Source organism: Kitasatospora sp. GP30 (assembly GCF_029892145.1).
Lineage (GTDB): Bacteria > Actinomycetota > Actinomycetes > Streptomycetales > Streptomycetaceae > Kitasatospora > Kitasatospora acidiphila.
This window is the reverse complement of sequence record NZ_JARZAH010000007.1, coordinates 45,100-67,563: the sequence shown is the minus strand read 5'-3', so window position 1 is coordinate 67,563 and position 22,464 is coordinate 45,100. Positions and strand designations below refer to the sequence as shown.

Annotated in this window: 19 protein-coding genes and 1 pseudogene; 12 read left to right on the top strand and 8 right to left on the bottom strand. The window is 73.4% G+C overall.

Going from position 1 to position 22,464, the window contains the following annotated elements; translation table 11 throughout:
• Window positions 1-116: 116 nt before the first annotated feature.
• Window positions 117-554, bottom strand: coding sequence for a gamma-glutamylcyclotransferase (locus P3T35_RS13600; protein WP_101381505.1), 438 nt, complete (start codon window positions 552-554; stop codon window positions 117-119).
• 160 nt (window positions 555-714) lie between these two features.
• Between P3T35_RS13600 and P3T35_RS13595 the strand changes: the two genes are divergently transcribed.
• A complete protein-coding gene (locus tag P3T35_RS13595) occupies window positions 715-2,163 on the top strand; it encodes an NAD(P)H-quinone dehydrogenase (protein WP_101381506.1) in 1,449 nt (482 codons plus the stop codon).
• A gap of 161 nt (window positions 2,164-2,324) precedes the next feature.
• The gene (locus P3T35_RS13590; protein ID WP_101381507.1) at window positions 2,325-3,314 is read left to right on the top strand and encodes a DeoR/GlpR family DNA-binding transcription regulator; all 990 of its coding nucleotides are present in this window, start codon (window positions 2,325-2,327) and stop codon (window positions 3,312-3,314) included.
• Between the two features lie 161 nt (window positions 3,315-3,475).
• On the opposite strand, the gene P3T35_RS13585 is transcribed toward P3T35_RS13590, so the two are convergent.
• The 6 genes from P3T35_RS13585 to P3T35_RS13560 form a co-directional block, all read right to left on the bottom strand.
• Window positions 3,476-5,248, bottom strand: a complete 1,773-nt coding sequence (locus P3T35_RS13585) for a biotin carboxylase N-terminal domain-containing protein (RefSeq protein ID WP_101381508.1) — start codon at window positions 5,246-5,248, stop codon at window positions 3,476-3,478.
• Between the two features lie 207 nt (window positions 5,249-5,455).
• Window positions 5,456-6,196 carry a hypothetical protein gene (locus tag P3T35_RS13580; RefSeq protein WP_101381509.1) on the bottom strand — a complete coding sequence of 247 codons (741 nt, stop codon included), beginning with the start codon at window positions 6,194-6,196 and terminating at the stop codon, window positions 5,456-5,458.
• Window positions 6,197-6,243: 47 nt separating this feature from the next.
• Window positions 6,244-6,846 carry a nucleoside triphosphate pyrophosphatase gene (locus P3T35_RS13575; protein ID WP_101381510.1) on the bottom strand — a complete coding sequence of 201 codons (603 nt, stop codon included), beginning with the start codon at window positions 6,844-6,846 and terminating at the stop codon, window positions 6,244-6,246.
• Between the two features lie 52 nt (window positions 6,847-6,898).
• Window positions 6,899-7,027 (bottom strand): hypothetical protein, encoded by a 129-nt coding sequence (locus tag P3T35_RS13570; RefSeq protein WP_267286708.1) that lies wholly within the window; start codon window positions 7,025-7,027, stop codon window positions 6,899-6,901.
• 69 nt (window positions 7,028-7,096) lie between these two features.
• A complete protein-coding gene (locus tag P3T35_RS13565; protein WP_101381511.1) occupies window positions 7,097-7,318 on the bottom strand; it encodes an acyl-CoA carboxylase subunit epsilon in 222 nt (73 codons plus the stop codon).
• Window positions 7,319-7,346: 28 nt separating this feature from the next.
• Window positions 7,347-8,945, bottom strand: a complete 1,599-nt coding sequence (locus tag P3T35_RS13560; RefSeq protein ID WP_101381512.1) for an acyl-CoA carboxylase subunit beta — start codon at window positions 8,943-8,945, stop codon at window positions 7,347-7,349.
• A gap of 189 nt (window positions 8,946-9,134) precedes the next feature.
• On the opposite strand from P3T35_RS13560, the gene P3T35_RS13555 reads away from it, so the two are divergent.
• The 4 genes and pseudogenes from P3T35_RS13555 (at window position 9,135) to hutH (ending at window position 15,005) form a co-directional block, all read left to right on the top strand.
• Complete coding sequence (locus P3T35_RS13555) at window positions 9,135-10,022, top strand: biotin--[acetyl-CoA-carboxylase] ligase (RefSeq protein WP_101381513.1); 888 nt, start codon at window positions 9,135-9,137, stop codon at window positions 10,020-10,022.
• A gap of 145 nt (window positions 10,023-10,167) precedes the next feature.
• Window positions 10,168-11,340 (top strand): adenylate/guanylate cyclase domain-containing protein, encoded by a 1,173-nt coding sequence (locus tag P3T35_RS13550; RefSeq protein ID WP_280706057.1) that lies wholly within the window; start codon window positions 10,168-10,170, stop codon window positions 11,338-11,340.
• A gap of 176 nt (window positions 11,341-11,516) precedes the next feature.
• A pseudogene (locus tag P3T35_RS13545) lies at window positions 11,517-12,668 on the top strand (sensor domain-containing diguanylate cyclase); the annotation flags it as partial.
• Window positions 12,669-13,430: 762 nt separating this feature from the next.
• Window positions 13,431-15,005 (top strand): histidine ammonia-lyase, encoded by a 1,575-nt coding sequence (gene hutH, locus P3T35_RS13540; protein ID WP_101381516.1) that lies wholly within the window; start codon window positions 13,431-13,433, stop codon window positions 15,003-15,005.
• A 31-nt stretch (window positions 15,006-15,036) separates the two neighbouring features.
• On the opposite strand, the gene P3T35_RS13535 is transcribed toward hutH, so the two are convergent.
• The gene (locus P3T35_RS13535; protein WP_101381517.1) at window positions 15,037-15,441 is read right to left on the bottom strand and encodes a hypothetical protein; all 405 of its coding nucleotides are present in this window, start codon (window positions 15,439-15,441) and stop codon (window positions 15,037-15,039) included.
• A 187-nt stretch (window positions 15,442-15,628) separates the two neighbouring features.
• Here P3T35_RS13535 and P3T35_RS13530 point away from each other — a divergent pair, with 187 nt between their 5' ends.
• The 6 genes from P3T35_RS13530 (at window position 15,629) to hutI (ending at window position 22,390) form a co-directional block, all read left to right on the top strand.
• Window positions 15,629-16,483 (top strand): MurR/RpiR family transcriptional regulator, encoded by an 855-nt coding sequence (locus P3T35_RS13530; RefSeq protein WP_101381518.1) that lies wholly within the window; start codon window positions 15,629-15,631, stop codon window positions 16,481-16,483.
• Window positions 16,484-16,541: 58 nt separating this feature from the next.
• A complete protein-coding gene (locus P3T35_RS13525; RefSeq protein ID WP_101381519.1) occupies window positions 16,542-16,865 on the top strand; it encodes a hypothetical protein in 324 nt (107 codons plus the stop codon).
• 152 nt (window positions 16,866-17,017) lie between these two features.
• Window positions 17,018-18,673: a urocanate hydratase gene (gene hutU, locus P3T35_RS13520; protein WP_101385154.1), complete on the top strand. Its 1,656-nt coding sequence runs from the start codon at window positions 17,018-17,020 to the stop codon at window positions 18,671-18,673.
• A gap of 20 nt (window positions 18,674-18,693) precedes the next feature.
• Window positions 18,694-19,878, top strand: a complete 1,185-nt coding sequence (locus P3T35_RS13515) for an allantoate amidohydrolase (RefSeq protein WP_101385155.1) — start codon at window positions 18,694-18,696, stop codon at window positions 19,876-19,878.
• Complete coding sequence (locus tag P3T35_RS13510; protein WP_101381520.1) at window positions 19,869-21,227, top strand: formimidoylglutamate deiminase; 1,359 nt, start codon at window positions 19,869-19,871, stop codon at window positions 21,225-21,227. The genes P3T35_RS13515 and P3T35_RS13510 overlap by 10 nt, the downstream gene beginning before the upstream one ends.
• Complete coding sequence (hutI, locus tag P3T35_RS13505) at window positions 21,224-22,390, top strand: imidazolonepropionase (RefSeq protein WP_101381521.1); 1,167 nt, start codon at window positions 21,224-21,226, stop codon at window positions 22,388-22,390. The genes P3T35_RS13510 and hutI overlap by 4 nt, the downstream gene beginning before the upstream one ends.
• The last annotated feature ends 74 nt before the right edge of the window (window positions 22,391-22,464 follow it).

Genomic DNA, 22,464 nt, shown 5'->3' with positions numbered 1-22,464 from the left:
TGCCTACGCGCGTAGACAGATCGGGCGGAGCATGCCGGATCGTTACCCGGTTGACCTAAAAGCACCGCATTTGTCCGGGAACGACAGTTGGGCTTCGGCAGAACCGCCAGTTGCCCTCAGCAGGGGCGGTGGCGCAGCTCGCGGACGTAGTCGTCGGGTGCGCCGGCGCTCTCCGCGGCGTCCGCGATCAGCCCGAGGTAGCGGGCCGCGGGCAGGCCGCCCTCGTAGTCGTTCAGCACGTACGTCCAGACCGGCACGTCGCCGTCGAGGGTGTGCGCCCGCAGCCGGATCTTCCGGTAGATGCCGAGCTGCACGCCCTCCCAGCGGTCCAGGCCCTCCTCGTCCATCGGCGCCACGTCGTAGAGCGAGACGAAGACCTGCTCCTTCTCGTCCTCCACCACGGTCGCCAGCGAGCCCTCCCAGCCCAGCTGCTCGCCGCCGAAGGTCAGCCGCCAGCCGTCCAGCCAGCCGGTTCCGCGCAGCGGGGAGTGCGGAGCCCGCCGGCTCATCTGCCGGGAGTCGAGGTTGGTGGCATACGCGGCATACAGCGACATGGGCGTCAGCCTACGGGAGTTGGCGGACCGACCGGTGCGCGGCCGGTCCGCGCCAGTGCCGGGGTGCGGATGTGCGTTCGGTCACAGTCGCGGCGGCCGTGGCAGGTGGCCCGCCCGAACCGCGAGCCCGCTGTTCGCGCCTCAGGCACCGTGCGGGACAATGGGTGACGTGACTCGGATCGTGATCATCGGTGGCGGACCCGGCGGATACGAGGCGGCCCTGGTGGCGGCCCAGCTCGGCGCGGAGGTGACCGTCGTCGACCGCGACGGCCTGGGTGGAGCGTCGGTGCTGACCGACTGCGTGCCGTCCAAGACCCTGATCGCGACCGCGGAGGTGCTGACCAACTTCGACGCCTCGTACCAGGAGCTCGGCATCACCCTGGACGGCGAGACCGAGGGCCGCGAGGAGCGCGCGATCAGCGTCGACCTCGGCAAGGTCAACCGACGGGTGAAGCGGCTGGCGATCGCCCAGTCGCACGACATCACCCAGTCGGTCACCCGGGCCGGCGTCACCGTGCTGCGCGGCAAGGGCCGGCTCGGCGCCGGCGGCCAGGCGGCGGACGGCTCCCGCGAGGTGATCGTCGAGGGTCCGGACGGCGACACCCAGTCGCTGCGCGCCGACACCGTGCTGATCGCCACCGGGGTGCACCCGCGGGAGGCGCCGGACGCCCGGCCGGACGGCGAGCGGATCCTCAACTGGACCCAGATGTACGACATCGAGAAGCTGCCGGCCGAGCTGATCGTGGTCGGTTCCGGTGTCACCGGTGCCGAGTTCGCCGGCGCCTACCAGGCGCTCGGCTCCAAGGTCACCCTGGTCTCCAGCCGCGACCGGGTGCTGCCGGGCGAGGACCCGGACGCCGCCGAGGTGCTGGAGGAGGTCTTCCGGCGCCGCGGCATGAACGTGATGAGCCGGCGGCGCGCCGAGAGCGCCAAGCGCGTGGGCGACCGGGTGGAGGTGACCCTGAACACCGGCGAGGTGATCAGCGGCACCCACTGCCTGATCGCGATCGGCTCCATCCCCAACACCGCGGACATGGGTCTGGAGGAGGCCGGGGTCAAGCTGAACGACTGGGGCCAGATCGTGGTGGACCGGGTCTCCCGCACCTCCGCCTCGGGCGTCTACGCGGCCGGCGACTGCACCGGCGTCTTCATGCTCGCCTCGGTGGCGGCCATGCAGGGCCGGATCGCGATGTACCACGCGCTGGGCGACGCGGTGCAGCCGCTCAATCTGAAGACCATCGCCTCCAACATCTTCACCGACCCGGAGATCGCCACGGTCGGCTACACCGCGGCCGACGTCTCCTGCGGAAAGATGGACGCGGTCGAGATCAAGCTGCCGCTGCGCGGCAACCCGCGGGCCAAGATGCAGGGCATCCGGGACGGCTTCGTGAAGCTCCTCTGCCGCCCCGGCACCGGCATCGTGGTCGGCGGTGTGGTGGTCGCGCCGCGCGCGAGCGAACTGATTCACTCGATCTCGCTCGCGGTGGACAACAGCTTGACGGTCGAGCAGGTCGCGAACGCTTTCACGGTCTACCCGTCGCTGTCCGGTTCCACCGCGGAGGCGGCTCGCCAGCTGCACATTCGCAAGCGGGCCGAGAGCGAATCCTGACCGTTTCACCCGCTTGCGCGGACATATCGTCCGAACGGCCGGGGCGTACCGGAGCATGTCGGCGCGCATTGTAAGGGTGCGCGCCGTGCGATGGTGAGCAGTTCCTGTTACTAGCGGCAAACGCCTGAAAGCGGAGCGTCCGGAGAGTTACCGTCGGTTCTGTGTTTGCTGCAGAACGTCGCCAGTTGATCCTCGAAATGGTGCGGGCCAACGGAGCCGTGTCGCTCCGTGAACTGGCCCGTGTCGTCCAGACCTCCGAAGTCACCGTCCGGCGGGACGTGCGGGCGCTGGAGGCCGAAGGGCTGCTCGACCGCCGACACGGCGGCGCGGTGCTCCCCGGAGGCTTCAGTCGCGAGCCCGGGTACCCGCAGAAAACCCACCTCGCGGCCGCCGAGAAGAGTGCCATCGCCGACCTCGCGGCCACCATGGTCGAGGAAGGCGACCAAGTGGTGATCGGCGCCGGCACCACCAACCAGGAGCTGGCCCGCCGCCTGGCCCGGGTGCCGGGCCTGACGGTGGTCACCAACTCGCTGCTGGTCGCCCAGGCCCTCGCCCATGCCAACCGGGTGGAGGTGGTGATGACCGGCGGCACGCTGCGCGGTTCCAACTACGCCCTGGTCGGCAGCAGTGCCGAGCAGTCGCTCAACGGGCTGCGGGTGACCAAGGCCTTCATCTCCGGCAGTGGCCTGACCGCCGAGCGCGGTCTGTCCACCGCCAACATGCTCTCCGCGAGCGTGGACCGGGCACTGGTGCAGTCGGCCACCGAGGTGATCATCCTCGCCGACCACACCAAGCTCGGCGCGGACAGCATGTTCCAGACCGTCCCGACCGACGCCATCACCCGGCTGGTCACGGACGAGCAGGCTGCCGGGAACGACCCGACCGCCCGCGAGTTGGACGCACTGGCCGACTGCGGCGTGCAGATCTCGCTGGCCCCCCTCGGCCTGACCGCCGAGGCGCCCGGCCATCCGGCGGGGCCGGAGCGCCACCCCCAGCAGCCTCAGCAGCAACCCGGGATGCGCCGGGGGCCAGGCGGGCCAGGCGGGCCGGGAGGAGGTCCAGGGGCCCCGCTGCCCGGCCAGCGCCGCCCCGGGATGGCCGGCGGACCGCCGCCCGGCCTGCTGCCGACCAGGCTGGCCGGGGCGCGCTGACGACGGTGGCCCGCCGGTCCCAGCCTGTGGGCTGGGAGTCAGCGGGCCACTCGGGAGGCGGGGGCCGACGAGCCGCCAGTGGCTGCTGACGGCTCGTCAGTCCTCGATCTCGCGTCGGTCTCGATCTCGCGTCAGTCCGCGAGCGCTCGGTCGCGGAGCGTTCAGTCCTTGATCTCGCAGAGCGCGGCGCCGCTGCTGACGCTCCCGCCGACCTCGGCCTTCAGACCGGTCACGGTGCCGGCCTTGTGGGCGTTGAGCGGCTGCTCCATCTTCATCGCCTCCAGGACCACGATCAGGTCGCCCTCGGCGACCGTCTGGCCCTCCTCGACGGCGACCTTGACGATGGTGCCCTGCATCGGCGAGGCCAGGGTGTCGCCGGAGACGGCCGAACCGGCCTTCTTCGTGCCCACCCGGCGCTTGGCCTTGCCGGCCGGGCCGGCGGCGGCCGGAGCGCTGCCCACGCCCAGCGAGGCGGGCAGCGAGACCTCGATCCGCTTGCCGCCGACCTCGACCACCACGGTCTCCCGGCCGTCCGGCTCCTCGCCGTCGGCCGCACCGCCGGCGAACGGCGGGATGGTGTTGTCGAAGTCGGTCTCGATCCAGCGGGTGTAGACGCTGAACGGGGCGTCGGAGCCGTGCACCTCGGGCGCGAACGCCGGGTCGACGACGACCGCCTGGTGGAACGGGATGGCGGTCGCCATGCCCTCCACCTTGAACTCGGCCAGGGCGCGCTTGGCCCGCTCCAGGGCCTGCTTGCGGTCCCGACCGGTGACGATCAGCTTGGCGAGCAGCGAGTCCCAGGCGGGGCCGATCACCGAGCCGGTCTCCACGCCGGAGTCCAGCCGGACACCGGGGCCGGCCGGCGGCGCGAACAGCGTCACGGTGCCGGGGGCCGGCAGGAAGTTGCGCCCCGGGTCCTCGCCGTTGATCCGGAACTCGAAGGAGTGGGCGCGGATCTTCGGGTCGTCGTAGCCGAGCTCCTCGCCGTCGGCGATCCGGAACATCTCGCGGACCAGGTCGATGCCGGTGACCTCCTCGGTCACCGGGTGCTCGACCTGGAGGCGGGTGTTGACCTCAAGGAACGAGATGGTGCCGTCCAGGGCGACCAGGAACTCGCAGGTGCCGGCGCCGACGTAGCCGGCCTCCTTGAGGATCGCCTTGGAGGCGCGGTACAGCTCGGCGTTCTGCTCGTCGGTCAGGAACGGCGCGGGCGCCTCCTCGACCAGCTTCTGGTGCCGGCGCTGCAGCGAGCAGTCACGGGTGGAGACGACCACCACGTTGCCGTGCTGGTCGGCCAGGCACTGGGTCTCGACGTGCCGCGGGTTGTCCAGGTAGCGCTCCACGAAGCACTCGCCGCGACCGAAGGCGGCGACCGCCTCGCGCACCGCGGACTCGAAGAGCTCCGGGATCTCCTCCAGGGTGCGGGCCACCTTCAGGCCGCGCCCGCCACCGCCGAAGGCGGCCTTGATGGCGACCGGCAGGCCGTGCTCGCGGGCGAACGCGACCACCTCGTCCGGCCCGGAGACCGGGTCCGGGGTGCCGGCCACCAGCGGCGCGCCGGCCCGCTGGGCCACGTGCCGGGCGGTGACCTTGTCACCGAGGTCGCGGATGGCCTGCGGCGGCGGGCCGATCCAGATCAGCCCGGCGTCGAGCACCGCCTGGGCGAATTCGGCGTTCTCTGACAGAAAGCCGTAACCGGGGTGGACGGCGTCCGCACCCGAGTCGGCGGCCGCCTTGAGGACCTTGGCGATGTCCAGGTAGCTGGTGGCCGGGGTGTCGCCGCCGAGCGCATAGGCCTCGTCGGCCGCGCGGACGTGCAGCGCGTCCCGGTCCGGCTCGGCGTATACGGCGACGCTGGCGATACCGGCGTCCGAGCAGGCCCTGGCGACGCGGACGGCGATTTCTCCGCGGTTGGCGATGAGCACCTTGCGCACTGTGGCTCCCTTCTTGAACCTCGATGGAGTTTAGGGATGACGAGGTAGTACCGGCGAGTAGCCCCCAGTGGTGAGCTTGCCCACACGGAGCGTGACGCAGATCGTGATCATGCGCGCACACACCGGCAGGCCCGCAGGTGGCAACGGTACGCCCGCCGCCCGGCCCGCGGCTCCAGCCGCAGCGGCGCGGTCGTGGCCTTCGCCACATCAGCCCGTTCCGGCCGTGGCGGCGGCCTGGACCGGGGCGGTCGCCGCCTCGGTCACATCGGCCACCAACTCGACAACGTCCGGGCCGTAGGTGAGTGGACCGACGACCCGCAGCACCAGTGCGAAGGTTCCGTGCGGGCCGGCGCGGCGGGCCAACTCCCGCTGGTGGGCGCTCAGGTAACGGACCGCCGCATGGTTGGCGATCGCGGTCAGGCCGGATATCACGAAGACCGGGCGGCCGCCGTCGCCGGGGTCGAGGCGGGCCAGCAGGGCGTAGCAGTCGCCGGGCGAGTCCTCGGTGGCGGGTTCCATGCGGAACTCCCGGTCGCCGACCGTGATCGACGACCCGCCGTCGAAACGCACCGCAGGCAGGCGCCAGTTCAGGTGCGCGGCGGTGCGCTCGTTGCTGCTCGGCCCGCCCAGGCAGAACTCGGCCTGCCGGCCGAGGCCCTGGCGGACCTGGTCGTGTGCCACGATGTCCGGCCGGGCTCCGCAGGAGTTGACCAGCACGGCCAACTCCATCAGGGCGCTGACGTCGTCCCGGTGCACACTGTTCTGGCTCGGACTCTTCATGTGCCGGTTGACCACCAGCAGGCACTCCGAGCCGCTCGGCAGCCCGTAGAACGCCTGGAGCCTGGCAGTTCGGCGGCGCCGCCGCAGTGTCTGCAGCAGCCAGCCCGCCGCCGCGCCGATGGCGCTGGTCAGCAGGCCCAGTACGACGTTGAGTACGGCGTCCGTCATCCGGTCCCCCTCCCCGATTACGGCGGGTCAGCCTAGGCCTGCGCGGCTCAGGCGGTCCAGAGATCGGTGATCCGCAGGTCCAACTCGCCCAGCAGCGAGCGCAGCAGCGGCAGCGACAGGCCGATCACGTTGCCGTGGTCGCCCTCGATGCCGGTGATGAACGGCGCCGAGCGGCCGTCGAGGGTGAACGCCCCGGCCACGTGCAGTGGTTCGCCGCTGGCCACGTACGCCTCGATCTCGGCGTCGTCCGGCGCGCCGAAGTGCACGGTGGTGGAGGCGGTCGCCGAGGCGCGGCGGCCGTTTGCGGTGTCGATCACGCAGTGCCCGGTCTGCAGCACCCCGCTGCGCCCGCGCATCGCCTGCCAGCGCCGTCGCGCCTCGGCGGGGTCGGCCGGCTTGCCGAGCGCCTGGCCGTCCAGCTCCAGCACCGAGTCGCAGCCGATCACCAGTTCGCCGCCGGTCAGCCCGGTGGCCACCGCGGCGGCCTTGGCCTCGGCCAGCACCAGGGCCAGTTCACCGGGGGTGGGGGCGCTGAGCGCGTCCTCGTCCACCCCGCTGACGATCACCTTCGGGTCGAGGCCGGCCTGCCGGAGCAGACCCAGCCGGGCGGGGGAGGCGGAGGCGAGGACCAGGGTGCGGCGATCAGTCATGGCGCCCAGCCTAGGGCCTGCCGCCAGGCCGGGACGCGGGCCGGGAGACGGCTCAGAAGAGGATCAGCACGACCGCCATCAGCAGCACGGCGAAGGCCAGCAGCCGGCCGGCCCGGCGCAGCATCTCGGCGGCGCGCCGGGCCTCGGGGGAGGGTTCGTGGGACGGATCGGACCAGAGCACCGCCCCAGTCTGGCCCGATCCGGCCCGAATTGCCTGAGTACGCGTACTCAGCCGCTGCTCAGCTTCCGCTCAGTGCGCCCAACCGGAGGTACGCCAGACGTTCGGGCCGGGGTGCGGCGCCGACCGCATGGCGCGGGACCGGTCGGTCCACGGGGAGGCCGGGCCGCTCGCCACCCGCGCCGCCGCCTCGCGGGCGGCCTGTGCAGCGGCGGCCCGGGTTTGGACCACCGCCAGGACGGTGGCCAACTCCTCGGGGGTCGGCTGCCCGTGCAGCACATGGATCTCGGACATCGTCGAGTCCTTCCCGTCCTTCCTGGGCCTACAGGGGGATGTTGCCGTGCTTCTTCGGCGGCAGCACCTCGCGCTTGCCGCGCAGTGCCCGCAGGCCCCGGACGATGTGCTTGCGGGTCTCGGAGGGCGGGATCACCGCGTCCACGTAGCCGCGCTCGGCCGCCAGGTAGGGGTTGAGCAGGGTGTCCTCGTACTCGGCGACCAGTTCGGCGCGCCGGGCCTCCACGTCGTGGCCCGCGGCGGCGGCCTCGGCCAGCTCCCGGCGGTAGACGATGTTGGCCGCGCCCTGCGCGCCCATCACGGCGATCTGCGCGGTCGGCCAGGCCAGGTTGAGGTCGGCGCCCAGGTGCTTGGAGCCCATCACGTCGTAGGCGCCGCCGAAGGCCTTGCGGGTGATCACGGTGATCAGCGGCACGGTGGCCTCGGCGTAGGCGTAGATCAGCTTGGCGCCGCGGCGGATGATGCCGTCCCACTCCTGGCCGGTGCCGGGCAGGAAGCCGGGCACGTCGACGAAGGTCAGCACCGGGATGTTGAAGCTGTCGCAGGTCCGCACGAACCGGGCGGCCTTCTCGCTGGCCGCGATGTCCAGGCAGCCGGCCAGGTCCATCGGCTGGTTGCCGACCACGCCGACCGCGTGGCCCTCGACCCGGCCGAAGCCGGTGATGATGTTCCCGGCGTAGAGCGGCTGGGTCTCCAGGAACTCGCCGTCGTCGAGCACGTGCTCGATCACCTTGCGCATGTCGTACGGCTGGTTGGCCGAGTCCGGCACGATGGTGTCGAGCTCCAGGTCCAGCTCGGAGACCTCGAGGTCGGCCTCCTCGGGGTAGGCCGGCGGGTCGCTCAGGTTGTTGGAGGGCAGGTACGACAGCAGGCTCTTGACGTACTCGATCGCCTCCTTCTCGTCCGAGGCGAGGTAGTGCGCGTTGCCGGACTTGGTGTTGTGGGTCCGGGCGCCGCCCAGCTCCTCCATGCCGACGTCCTCACCGGTGACCGTCTTGATCACGTCGGGGCCGGTGATGAACATGTGCGAGGTCTGGTCGGCCATCACCACGAAGTCGGTGATCGCGGGGGAGTAGACCGCGCCGCCCGCGCACGGGCCCATGATCAGCGAGATCTGCGGGATCACCCCGGAGGCGTGCACATTGCGGCGGAAGATCTCGCCGTAGAGGCCGAGCGAGACCACGCCCTCCTGGATCCGGGCGCCGCCGGAGTCGTTGATCCCGATCACCGGGCAGCCCGTCTTCAGTGCGAAGTCCATCACCTTGACGATCTTCTCGCCGAAGACCTCGCCGAGCGAGCCGCCGAAGACCGTGAAGTCCTGGGCGAAGACCGCGACCTGACGGCCGTCCACGGTGCCGTAGCCGGTGACCACGCCGTCGCCGTACGGCCGGTTCTTCTGCTGGCCGAAGTTGGTGGAGCGGTGCCGGGCGAACTCGTCGAACTCCACGAAGGAGTCCTCGTCCAGCAGCTCCAGCACTCGCTCACGGGCCGTCAACTTGCCCTTGGCGTGCTGCTTCTCGACCGCCGCGGCGGAGCCGGAGTGCACCGCCTCGTCGATCCGGCGGCGCAGATCGGCGAGCTTTCCGGCGGTGGTGTGCGGGTCCGGCGAGGTGGACAGGTCGGTCATCCGGGGGAGTTCCTCACGTGAGCGACGCGGTGGAGGGTGGCGGAGCCCGGCAGGGCAGCGCGGTGCCGTGGACTACCGCTGGGTAGCCTAGCCAGCCGCCCGCCATCGGTGTTATGGCCAGCGACACAGTGTGTCAACCGGCCGTTCTGCGGCACGATGGGGCGGCCTAGGCGTGGTTAGGCTGGCCCCATGACCGAAGACCGTCCCCGCCGCAGCGGACTGCGTGGCTTCGGCCACGAAGGGCCCTCCCCCTGGACCGACCTCGACCGCCCGCCGCTGGACGCCGCCGCGCTCCGCCACGACCTGCTGGTCCCCGGCGGCCTGTGGACGGCGCTGGACGTGGTCGAGGTGACCGGCTCCACCAACACCGACCTCACCGAGCGGGCCCGGGCCGGCGCCGCCGAGGGCACGGTGCTGATCGCTGAGCGGCAGGACGCGGCGCGCGGCCGGCTGGACCGCCGCTGGTCGGCGCCGGCCCGCTCCGGCCTCTTCATGTCGATGCTGCTGCGCCCCACGGTGCCCCGGGAGCGCCTCGGCTGGCTGCCGATCCTGGTCGGCGTCTCGGTGGCGTCCACGCTGAGCCGGATCGCCGGAACACAGGCCGGCCTGAAGTGGCCCAACGACCTCCAGGTGGAGATCGACGGCGCCGAGCGCAAGCTGGGCGGCATCCTCACCGAGCTGACCGGCGAGGCCGTCGTGGTCGGCCTCGGCCTGAACGTCTCGCTGCGCGCCGAGGAACTGCCGGTGCCCACCGCCGCCTCGCTGGCGCTGGCCGGCGCCGAGGTCACCGACCGGGCCACCCTGCTGCGCGCCCTGCTGCGCGAGTTCGCCGAGCTCTACGGCGACTGGCAGGAGGCGCACGGCGACCCGCAGGCCAGCGGACTGCTGCCGGCCTACACCGCGCGCTGCACCACGCTCGGCCGCCAGGTGCGGGTGCAGCTCCCCGGCGATCGCGAACTGCTCGGCGAGGCCGTGGCGTTGGACGGCGACGGCCGGCTGGTGGTGCGGACCGCGGACGGCACCCGGCAGGCGGTCGGCGCCGGCGACGTGGTGCACGTGCGGCCGGAACCTCGTTAGTCCCGGAGCCCGGATGCCCCGGATCCGGGAATTCCGTGCGACGATTCCCGTTGGCACGGTGTGAGGCGCGCCACTGTCCGCCGGGCGGCGGCCGGCTCACCGCAGATGGGATCTACGGCAAGTGCGACCGCACGGGGACGGACCGGTGGCAGACGACGACGGGCACGCGTCGCAGGAGGACGCGCGCGGCAACGGCGGCTCCGAGGACGCGGACGCCACTGTGGCGCTCGACCTGGAGGAGCTGATCCTGGGGGCGCCGCGCCGCTACACCCCCTACCAGGCGGCCCGCACCGCCGAGGTGCCGATGGAGCTGGCCACCCGGTTCTGGCGGGCCATGGGCTTTCCGGACATCGGCCAGTCCCGGGCGCTCAACGACGGCGACGTGATCGCGCTGCGCCGCCTCGCCGGGCTGGTGGAGTCCGGGCTGATCAACGAGTCGATGGCGATCCAGGTGGCCCGCTCCACCGGCCAGACCACCTCGCGGCTGGCCGGCTGGCAGATGGACACCTTCCTGGAGAACCTGACCCAGGCCGCCGAGCCCGGGCTGACCCGGGCCGAGGTGGCATATCCGCTGGTCGAGCTGCTGCTGCCGGAGCTGGAGCAGTTCCTGGTCTACGTCTGGCGGCGCCAGCTGGCCGCGGTCACCGGCCGGGTGGTGCAGGCCGCCGAGGACACCGAGATCACCAGCGGCCGGCTCGCGGTGGGCTTCGCCGACCTGGTCGGCTTCACCCGGCTCTCCCGGCGGCTGGAGGAGGAGGAGCTCGGCTCGCTGGTGGAGACCTTCGAGTCGACCTGCGCCGATCTGATCGCCGGCCAGGGCGGTCGGCTGATCAAGACGCTGGGCGACGAGATCCTGTTCGTCTCCGAGGATCCGGTCACCGCCGCCGAGATCGCGCTCAGCCTGGTGGAGACGCTCACCGAGGACGACTCCATCCCGGCGCTGCGGGTCGGCATGGCGTTCGGCACCGTCACCTCCCGGATGGGCGACGTCTTCGGCACCACGGTCAACCTGGCCAGTCGGCTCACCTCGATCGCGCAGCGGGACGCGGTGCTGATCGACGGCGAGTTCGCCGCCGCGCTGGAGCAGGCCGGGGCGGCCACCAGCGGCGCGACGGACGGCACCGGATCCGCCCAGTCGCAGCTGGCCGAGGCACTGGCGGCCGCCTCCGGGGCGCCGCTCGGCGTGGTCGGTCCGCAGCAGCCGGGTCCCGGCCGGACCCGCTTCCACCTGCAGGCGATGTGGCGCCGCCCGGTCCGCGGGCTCGGCCTGGTCGAGCCGTGGCTGCTGACCCGTTGGATCAGGTCGGCGGCGGGGTAGCGGCGCCGGGCCGCAACCGCTCTGGCAGTCTGCTGGATTTCGGGCCGATTTCGATCAATTCGCCCTACTCTGGTCCCGTGATGGCGGACCTGGAACACCCCGACAGTGCCCCCGCTCAGGTGACGGCGAGTGGGCTCGACCGGCGCCTGCAGGCGGTGGTGGAGCTGGCCCAGGACATGGCCGGGGCGCAGAGCGCGCTGGAGGCCGTGCGGGCCGCCGCCGTCCGGGCCACCGCTGCGCTGGACGCCACCATGGCCGCCGTCTCGGTCTGGGACCGCGAGTCGGGGCGGCTGCGGGTGCTGGTCAACCACGGCGCGCTGGCGGCCGGCGAGGAGGAGATCCCAGAGGACGAGTCCTATCCGGTCGCGGACTTCCCGGAGATCGTCACCTACCTCGACGAGCACTGGACGACCGGCCGGCTGCCCCGGGCCTGGGTGCAGACCGCCGAGACTGCTGAGACTCCCGAGGGGGCGCCCGTCGGGAAGGCCGGCTTCGGCGCCGACGCGCACCCGGCCGCCGCCGCGTTCGCCCGGGCCCGCGCCGCCGGGCTGCGCCGGCGCGGCCGCTCCTGCTGCCTGGTCGCGCCGATCGTGCTGCACGGGCAGGCCTGGGGCGAGCTGTACCTGGCGCGCACCGCCGAGCTGCCGGTCTTCACCGAGGCCGACACGCAGTACGCGACCCTGCTGGCCGCGCAGATCTCGGCCGGCCTGGCGCAGACCGAGCGGCTGGCCGACCTGCGCCGGCTGGCCTTCACCGATCCGCTGACCGGCCTGGCCAACCGGCGCGCGGTGGACGCCCAGCTGGAGGCCGCGCTGGCCGTCCACAACCAGGACGGCTCGGTGGTCTCGCTGGTCGTCTGCGATGTCAACGGCCTCAAGCGGATCAACGACCGGCACGGTCACGAGATGGGTGACCGGCTGCTGCAGCGGTTCGCCAACCAGCTCTCGATGGCCGGTGCCAAGTTGCCCGGCTCGCTCGCCGCCCGGCTCGGCGGGGACGAGTTCTGCCTGCTGGCGCAGGGCCAGAAGGCCGACGAGGTGGTCGCGGTGGCCGAGGAGCTGTGCACCCGCGCGCTGCAGCTGGCCGATGGCGAGGGGGTGGCCTGCGGGGTCGCCTCGACCGGGGACGCGATCGGCCCGGTCTCCACCCCCGACCGGCTGTTCCGGCTGGCCGACGCCGCGCAGTACCGGGCCAAGGCGGCGCGCGCCGCGCATCCGGTGGTGGCCGGGCGCAGCCACGGCCCGGGGCTGGCCCCCGACCCGACGGTGCTGCTGGCCGACTCGGCGGAGCAGCGGCGCACGGACGGGCGCTGGCGCCCGGGGGCCGGCCCGGTGCGCGGGCCGCACGGCGACCGGCGGCGGTTCCGCGGCGCCGCGCACAGCGCCGACCCGGGCCAGCTGCTCACCGCGGTGCTGGCCGCGCTGGACGAGGAGGGCGGGCCGCGCACCCTGCATCCGGCCGACACGCTGGGCCGGCTGGCCGCCGTCGCCGAGACGGCGGCCCGGCTGCTGGACGCGGTGGCCTGGTGGATCTCCTACGTACCGCCGGGCTCCCGGCGGATGCACACCGCCCAGCACGCGGTGTTCCGGCTGACCAGCGGCCCGGGCACCGAGGGCGAGCACTCGGTCTCCCCATCGGCGGCCCGGCGGGCGGAGAGCCAGGGGGTCCCCCCGGCCGGAGGTTGGGGGAGGGCCCGGATCGAGGCCCCGGACGCGGTCTTCGACCTGGACCACTACCCGCTCACCCGGCGGGCGGTGGGCGGCGGCAGCTTCGCGCTGCGCACCGGGGCGGCGGGCAACGACCCGGCGGAGGAGGCGGTGCTGGTGGTCGGCGGCTACCGGGGGATGGCGGCCGCGGGCGGGGCGAACGCGGCGGGCGGCTGGCTGGTGGAGCTGTTCGCCGACGACGCCACGCTGCCGCTGGGTCAGATCGCGCCCGCGCTGCGGGCGCTGGTGGCGGTGGCGCTGGCGGGGCCGTGTTCGCCGCCGCCGTCCTGACCGGGTCCGCGCGGACAGTCCTGACAACCCGGATCGTTGCACAAGACCCGGTTGTCATATCTTCATTCAGCTGATCTGATAGTGCATATGGATATGCACAGTGCTCCGGCCGCCGACGCGCCGCTTGTTCAGGTCGGCAAGGCCGACGTCACCGCCGAGGACGTGCTCGCCGTGGCACGCGGCAACGCCCGGATCGAGCTGGGCCCCGACGCCCTCGCCGAGATGGCCGCCTCCCGGGCCCGGATCGACGCGCTGGCCGCCGAGCCGCGCCCGGTCTACGGGGTCTCCACCGGCTTCGGCGCGCTCGCCGTCCGCCACATCAGCCCCGAGCTGCGGGCCCAGCTGCAGCGTTCGCTGGTCCGCTCGCACGCGGCCGGCATGGGCCCGGTGGTGGAGCGCGAGGTCACCCGCGCGCTGATGTTCCTGCGCCTGAAGACCCTGGCCTCCGGTCGCACCGGGGTGCGCCCGCTGGTCGCCGAGACCATGGCCGCGATCCTGAACGCCGGGATCACCCCGGTCGTCCACGAGTACGGCTCGCTCGGCTGTTCCGGCGACCTCGCCCCGCTGTCGCACTGCGCCCTGGTGCTGATGGGCGAGGGCCTGGCCTACGGCCCGGACGGCGCCGAGCGCCCGGCCGGCGAGCTGCTCGCCGAGGCTGGCATCACCCCGGTCGAGCTGCTGGAGAAGGAGGGCCTGGCCCTCATCAACGGCACCGACGGCATGCTCGGCATGCTGGTGATGGCGATCGCCGACCTCTCCCGGCTGTTCACCACCGCCGACATCACCGCCGCGATGACCATGGAGGCGCTGCTCGGCACCGAGAAGGTGCTGGCGCCCGAGCTGCACGCGCCGATCCGCCCGCACCCGGGCCAGGCGCTCAGCGCCGCCAACATGCTCGCCGTGGTGCAGGGCTCCGGGCTGACCGGCCACCACCAGGACGACGCCCCGCGGGTGCAGGACGCCTACTCGATCCGCTGCGCCCCGCAGGTGGCCGGCGCCGGCCGGGACACCCTGGCGCACGCCCGCACGGTGGCCGGGCGCGAGCTGGCCGCCTCGGTCGACAACCCGGTGGTGCTGCCCGACGGCCGGGTGGAGTCCAACGGCAACTTCCACGGCGCCCCGGTCGCCTATGTGCTGGACTTCCTGGCCATCGCCGCCGCCGACCTGGGCTCGATCGCCGAGCGCCGCACCGACCGGCTGCTGGACAAGGCCCGCTCGCACGGCCTGCCGGCCTTCCTGGCCGACGACCCGGGCGTGGACTCCGGTCTGATGATCGCCCAGTACACCCAGGCCGCGCTGGTCAGCGAGAACAAGCGGCTCGCCAACCCGGCCTCGGTGGACTCCATCCCGTCCTCGGCGATGCAGGAGGACCACGTCTCGATGGGCTGGTCCGCGGCCCGCAAGCTCCGCCAGGCGGTGGACAACCTGGGCCGGATCCTGGCCGTCGAGCTGACCGCCGCCGCCCGGGCGCTGGAGATCCGCACCACCGACTCCGACGCGCACCTCGCGCCCGGCACCGCCGCCGCGCTGGCCGCCGCCCGCGCGGCCGGGGTCGGCGGGGCCGGCCGGGACCGCTTCCTGGCGCCGGACCTGGCCGCCGCCGAGGCCCTGGTCGCCTCCGGCGAGCTGGTCCGCGCCGTCGAGACGGTCACCGGGCCGCTGGCCTGAGCCCCGGGCAGCCGCGCGGAACGGGAGCCGTTCAAGCCCACTCGCTCCGCGCGGCGCCGCCCCGGCGCTCCTCGCGCTCCAGCCGGTGGCCGAGCGAGGCCGCCAGGTTGACCCCGACGATCCCGGCCCAGGCGATCACCAGGCCCATGCCGTTCATCACGGCCATGCCGATCCCGGTCAGCGGGACCGCCAGCACCAGCGAGAAGTACGGCAGCTTGGAACCGCCGCCGGGCCGGAACCGGCGGCGCGGCTCCACATCGGCCGGCCTCTCGGCCAGCCGCTCGGCGACGCGCTGCTCGACCCGGGCGTCCAGCCGGGCGTCGACCCGGGCCAGGAACGAGTCGATCAGCTCGGACTCGTACTCCGGGCCCAGCTCGCGGCGGGCCTCCAGGGCGGCGTCGAGGTCACGGCGGACCTCGGAAGGCTGAGACTGCATGCCACCAGGCTGGCGTCCGGACAGCCGGGCGGTCCAGCCGGAACGGAGTCTCCCAGGGGTAAATCAGGGTCATCCCTGAGGGCACCCCGCCGTCGGGCTCGTCCCGGTATACGAGAACATCATTGCCGTCCGAGTATCCGCTCCTGCACAGTCGACCGGACACCCGCCGCCCGAAGGGACCCACACCATGACCGAGTCGTCCCTGGGCCCGTCCGCCCGACTCCTCGAACTGTTCGACGGCCACCGTCTGACGCCCACTCAGCGCCGGATCGCACACGCCCTGGTCCGGCACGCCGCCGAGGCGCCGTTCCTGTCCAGCGTGGAGGTGGCCGAGCTGGCCGGGGTCAGCCAGCCCTCGGTCACCCGGTTCGCGGTGGCGCTCGGCTACGACGGCTACCCGGCGCTGCGCCGGCGGCTGCGCGAGCTCGGCGGCGAGCCGGCCCCGCCGGAGACCCCCACGGAGGCGGTGCGCAACGAGCACCAGCAGGCGGTGCTCGCCGAGATCGCCCATCTGCGCCGGCTCGCCGAACTCCTCGCCGACCCGGAGCCGATCGTGCGCGCCGCCCGGCTGCTGGCCGCCTCCCGGCCGCTGCCGGTGCTCGGCCTGCGGGCCGCCTCCGCCCAGGCGCGCGGCTTCGCCTACTTCGCGGCCAAGGTGCACCCCGACATCCGGCTGCTCGACGAGGGCGGCTCGATGCTCGCCGACCGGATCGAGCAGGCCGTCGCGGCCGGCGCCAGCGCGCTGCTCTGCTTCGCGCTGCCCCGCTACCCGCGCGAGCTGATGGACGCGCTCGTGGTGGCCAGGGACTGCGGGCTGACCGTGCTCACCGTGGCCGACAGCGCCTTCGCGCCGGTGGCCAGGCTCTCCGACCTGATGCTGCCCGCCGAGGTGGGCACCGGCCTGGTCTTCGACACCGCCTGTGCGCCCATGGTGCTCGGGCGGGTGCTGCTGCAGACGATGTGCGACGAACTGCCGGGCGCCGAAGCCCGGTTGGAGGCGATCGAGCAGTCCGCGGCGGCCCGAGGACTGTTCCTGGAGTAAACCGGGCATCCCCTCGGGGGAACCAACGGGGGGTGTCGCCGTGCGGGTGATCCATGAAATGAGGCAGGTCGGCCGACTCGCCTCCGGCGCCCTGGAATGGGCCTGCCCCACCTGCGGCCGACGGGTCGCGCTGGCCGAGCCACCCGCGCCCGCGCTCACCGTGCTGGACCCGGGCGACGAGACCGCCGTCCACATCGGCCTGACCACCCCCGGCCGCGCCACCGCCAACCCCGGCGAGCCCTACGGCCTGGGCCCCGTCCAGGAGATCCCCCGCCCGCCCTCCCTCCCCATGCTCCCCGCCGACCCGCCCGACACGGCCGCCGCCGACCGCGCCTGGCTGGCCGAGATCGGCATCGACTGGGGTGGCGGGGAAGCGGCTTGACGGAGCGTCAGGATTCACGCCTGCCGGTTGGGGGAAAGCAGTCCTGATCGAATCCGCCAGACCCTGGCCGACCCCGGGCTGATTGGATATATTCAGACTGCTCAATCCTGAATGAATCCATCCGCAAGGAGGCCGCCATGGCGGAGCAGCAGATCAGCGGTGCGCGCGAGGTGCGTGCGGCGCGCGGGACGGGCCTGACCGCCCAGGGGTGGCAGCAGGAGGCCGCCCTGCGGATGCTCATGAACAACCTCGATCCCGAGGTCGCCGAGCACCCGTCGAAGCTCGTCGTCTACGGCGGCACCGGCAAGGCGGCGCGGGACTGGCGGTCCTTCGACGCGATGGTGAAGACCCTGCGCGGGCTGAAGCAGGACGAGACCATGCTGGTGCAGTCCGGCCGCCCGGTCGGCGTGATGCAGACCCACGAGTGGGCGCCGCGGGTGATCCTCGCCAACTCCAACCTGGTCGGCGACTGGGCCAACTGGGAGGAGTTCCGCCGCCTGGAGAGCCTCGGGCTCACCATGTACGGCCAGATGACCGCCGGCTCCTGGATCTACATCGGCACCCAGGGCATCCTGCAGGGCACCTACGAGACCTTCGCGGCCGTCGCCAACAAGCGCTTCAACGGGACCCTCGAAGGCACCATCACCCTCACCGCCGGCCTCGGCGGCATGGGCGGCGCCCAGCCGCTGGCCGTCACCATGAACGGCGGCGTGGCGATCTGCATCGACTGCGACCCGTCCCGGATCTCCCGCCGGATCGAGCACCGCTACCTGGACGTCGAGGCGAACAGCCTGGAGCACGCCCTGGAGCTGGCCACCGCCGCCCGGGACAAGAAGCAGCCGCTCTCCATCGGCCTGCTGGGCAACGCCGCCGAGCTGTTCCCGCAGCTGCTCGCGATGGACGCGCCGATCGACATCGTCACCGACCAGACCAGCGCCCACGACCCGCTGGCCTACCTGCCGCTCGGCGTCGCGTTCGACGACATGGCCGACTACGCGGCGAGCAAGCCGGCCGAGTTCACCCAGCGCTCGCGCGAGTCGATGGCCAAGCACGTGGAGGCGATGGTCGGCTTCATGGACCGCGGCGCCGAGGTCTTCGACTACGGCAACTCGATCCGCGGCGAGGCCCAACTGGCCGGCTACGACCGCGCGTTCGCCTTCCCCGGGTTCGTCCCGGCGTACATCCGCCCGCTGTTCTGCGAGGGCAAGGGCCCGTTCCGCTGGGCCGCGCTCTCCGGCGACCCGCAGGACATCCACAAGACCGACAAGGCCGTGCTCGACCTGTTCCCGGAGAACGAGTCGCTGCACCGCTGGATCAAGATGGCCCAGGAGAAGGTGCACTTCCAGGGCCTGCCGGCGCGGATCTGCTGGCTCGGCTACGGCGAGCGCGACAAGGCCGGCGAGCGGTTCAACGACATGGTGGCCGGCGGCGAGCTGTCCGCCCCGATCGTGATCGGCCGCGACCACCTGGACTGCGGCTCGGTCGCCTCCCCGTACCGCGAGACCGAGGCCATGCTGGACGGCTCCGACGCGATCGCCGACTGGCCGCTGCTCAACGCCATGGTCAACGTGGCCTCCGGCGCCTCCTGGGTGTCGATCCACCACGGCGGCGGCGTCGGCATCGGCCGCTCGATCCACGCCGGCCAGGTCACGGTGGCCGACGGCACCCCGCTGGCCGGCGAGAAGATCCGCCGGGTGCTCACCAACGACCCGGGCATGGGCGTGATCCGGCACGTGGACGCCGGCTACGACCGCGCGTCCGAGGTCGCCGCCGAGCGCGGCGTTCGCGTGCCGATGGGCGAGCTGTGACGCTGCCGAGCTTCGAGGAGATGTGGGCGGAGCTGCTCCCCGTGGGCCGCTCCGCCGCCTCCGGCGGCTACCGCCGGCACGCCTGGAACACCGCCGACGCCGAGTGCCGGGCCTGGTTCGAGCAGCAGGCCCGGGCCCGCGGCCTGCACTACGAGCTGGACCGCAACGGCAACCAGTGGGCCTGGCTGGGCGACCCGCAGGGCGAGGGGGCGATCGTCACCGGGTCCCACCTGGACTCGGTGCCGGACGGCGGCGCCTTCGACGGCCCGCTCGGCGTGGTCTCGTCGTTCGCCGCCCTGGACCGACTGCGCGAGCGCGAGGCGCGGTTCACCAAGCCGCTGGCGATCGTCAACTTCGGCGACGAGGAGGGCGCCCGGTTCGGGGTGGCCTGCGTCGGCTCCCGGCTGGCCGCCGGCGTGCTCACCCCCGAGCAGGCCTTCGAGCTGCGCGACGCCGACGGGGTCCGGCTGCCGGACGCCATGGAGCGGGCCGGTCAGGACCCCACCGCGATCGGCGCCGACCCGGCGCGGCTCGGTCGGATCGGCGCCTTCGTGGAGCTCCACGTCGAGCAGGGCCGCTACCTGGCCGAGGACCAGTCGGTCGGCGTCGCGTCCGCGATCTGGCCGCACGGCCGCTGGCGGTTCGACTTCCACGGCGAGGCCAACCACGCCGGTACCACCCGGCTGGACGACCGGCACGACCCGATGCTCACCTACGCCAACACGGTGCTCTCGGCCCGCAAGAAGGCCCGGCTGGCCGGCGCGCTGGCCACCTTCGGCAAGATCTCGGTGGAGCCCAACGGCACCAACGCGATCGCCTCCCTGGTGCGCGGCTGGCTGGACTCCCGGGCCGCCGACGAGGCCACCCTCACCGAGCTGGTCGAGCAGATCCACCAGGCGGCCGCCGAGCGCGGCGAGCGGGACGGGGTCAAGGTCGAGCTGGTCCGCGAGTCCTACACCCCCGTGGTGGAGTTCGACGGGCCGCTGCGCGACCGGCTGGCCCGCACCCTGCACGGCGCCCCGGTGCTGCCCACCGGCGCGGGACACGACGCCGGAATCCTGGCATCCGCCGTTCCGACCGCCATGCTGTTCGTACGTAACCCGAGCGGCGTGTCGCACTCGCCGGCCGAGCACGCCGAACTCGCCGACTGCCTGGCGGGTGTGTCGGCGCTGGCGGACGTACTGGAGGACCTGGCATGTCAGTAGTGAAGACGTACTGGGCCGAGCACGCCTGGCTGCCGCACGTCAACGGACCGGTGGTGGAGCCGGACGTGCTGGTCGAGGTGGCCGCCGACGGCCGGATCGCCCGGGTGGTGCCGGACAGCGGGCCCTGCCCGCCCGGCGCCGTCCGGCTGGCCGGCCTGCTGGTGCCCGGCCAGGCCAACGCCCACTCGCACGCCTTCCACCGGGCGCTGCGCGGCACCGTTCAGGTGGGCTCCGGCACCTTCTGGACCTGGCGCGACACCATGTACCGGTTCGCCGCCGCGCTCGACCCGGACAGCTACCTGGAGCTGGCCGCCGCGGTCTACGCCGAGATGGCGCTGGCCGGGATCACCGCCGTCGGCGAGTTCCACTACCTGCACCACGCCCCGGGCGGCGCCCGCTACGCCGACCCGAACGCGATGGGCGAGGCGCTGATCGAGGCCGCCGCCCGGGCCGGCATCCGGATCACCCTGCTGGACACCTGCTACCTCTCGGCCGGCTTCGGCGCCGAACTGACCAAGCCCCAGCTGCGGTTCGGCGACGGCGACGCGAACGCCTGGGCCGAGCGGGCCACCGCGCTGAAGCCCCGGGAGCACGCCCGGATCGGCGCGGCCATCCACTCGGTGCGCGCCGTGCCGGCCGAGCAGCTGGGCACCGTCGCGCACTGGGCCGCGATGCGCAAGGCCCCGCTGCACGTCCACCTGTCCGAGCAGACCGCCGAGAACGACGCCTGCCTCACCGCGCACGGCGTCACCCCGACCCGGCTGCTCGCCGACCACGGGGTGCTCGGCCCGCGCACCAGCGCGGTGCACGCCACCCACCTCTCCGAGGAGGACATCAAGCTGCTGTCCGACTCCTCCACGGTGATCTGCATGTGCCCGACCACCGAGCGGGACCTCGCCGACGGCATCGGCCCGGCCCGCCAACTGGCCAGCGCCGGCTGCCCGGTGACCCTGGGTAGTGACAGCCACGCGGTGATCGACCCGTTCGAGGAGGCCCGGGCGCTGGAGCTCAACGAGCGGCTGCGCAGCCGCACCCGCGGGCACTGGACCGCCAACGCGCTGCTGCGGGCCGGCACCGAGGACGGGCACGCCTCGCTCGGCTGGCCCGAGGCCGGGCGGATCGAGGCCGGGGCGCTGGCCGACTTCACGGTGCTCGCACTGGACTCGGTGCGCACCACCGGCCCCACCCCGCGGCTCGGCGTCGAGACCGCCGTGTTCGCCGCCACGGCCTCCGACGTGCGGCATGTGGTGGTCGGCGGCCGGCAGATCGTCATCGACGGGGTGCACGCCCTGGTGCCCGACGTCGCGTCGGCACTGCAGACCTCCATCTCCGCCCTGAAGGTGTCATGACCAGCACGCTCATCACCAACATCGGCACCCTGGTCACCAACGACCCGTCACATCCCGGGCTGCTCGGCCTCGTCGAGGACGCCGCCGTGGTGCTGGACGGCTCGGTGGTCACCTGGACCGGACCCGCCGCGGACGCGCCCGCCGCCGACCAGCGGTTCGACGCGGCCGGCCGGGCCCTGCTGCCCGGCTTCGTGGACTCGCACGCCCACCTGGTCTTCGCCGGGGACCGCACCGCCGAGTTCAACGCCCGGATGTCCGGCCAGGCCTACACCGCGGGCGGCATCCGCACCACGGTGGCCGCCACCCGGGCGGCGACCGACGCCGAACTGGACGCCAACGTGGCCCGGTTCGTTGCCGAGGCGCTGCGCCAGGGCACCACCACCGTGGAGTGCAAGTCGGGTTACGGCCTGACCGTGGCCGACGAGGCCCGGGCGCTGCGGATCGCCGGGGCGCACACCCCGGAGACCACCTACCTCGGCGCCCACGTGGTGGCACCGGAGTTCGCCGACGACCCGGCGGGCTACGTCGACCTGGTCACCGGGGAGATGCTGGACGCCTGCGCCCCGCACGCCCGCTGGGTGGACGTCTTCTGCGAGCGCGGCGCCTTCGACGGCGACCAGGCGCGGGCGGTCCTGACCGCCGGGATGGAGCGCGGGCTGATCCCCCGGGTGCACGCCAACCAGCTCACCCACGGGCCGGGCGTGCAGCTGGCGGTGGAGCTGGGCGCCGCCTCGGCGGACCACTGCACGCACCTGACGGACGCGGACGTCGCCGCACTGGCCGACTCGACCACGGTGGCCACGCTGCTGCCCGGTGCCGAGTTCTCCACCCGGGCGCCCTACCCCGACGCCCGCCGGCTGCTCGACGCCGGTGCCACCGTGGCGCTGTCCACCGACTGCAACCCGGGCTCCAGCTTCACCAGCTCGATGGCCTTCTGCATCGCGGTGGCCGTGCGCGAGATGGGCATGACCCCGGACGAGGCCGTGCACGCCGCCACCGCCGGCGGCGCCCGCGCCCTGCGCCGCACCGACGTCGGCCGGATCGCCCCCGGCGCCCGCGCCGACCTGCTGCTCCTGGACGCCCCCTCCCCGGTCCACCTCGCCTACCGCCCCGGCGTCCCCCTCACCGCCGCCGTCTGGCGCGCGGGGGTCCGGGAGGTGTGACCCACCAGCGCAACGGCCGAGGGCCGGCACTCCTTGCTGGAGTGCCGGCCCTCGGCCGTGTGGCGGCGCGGTGC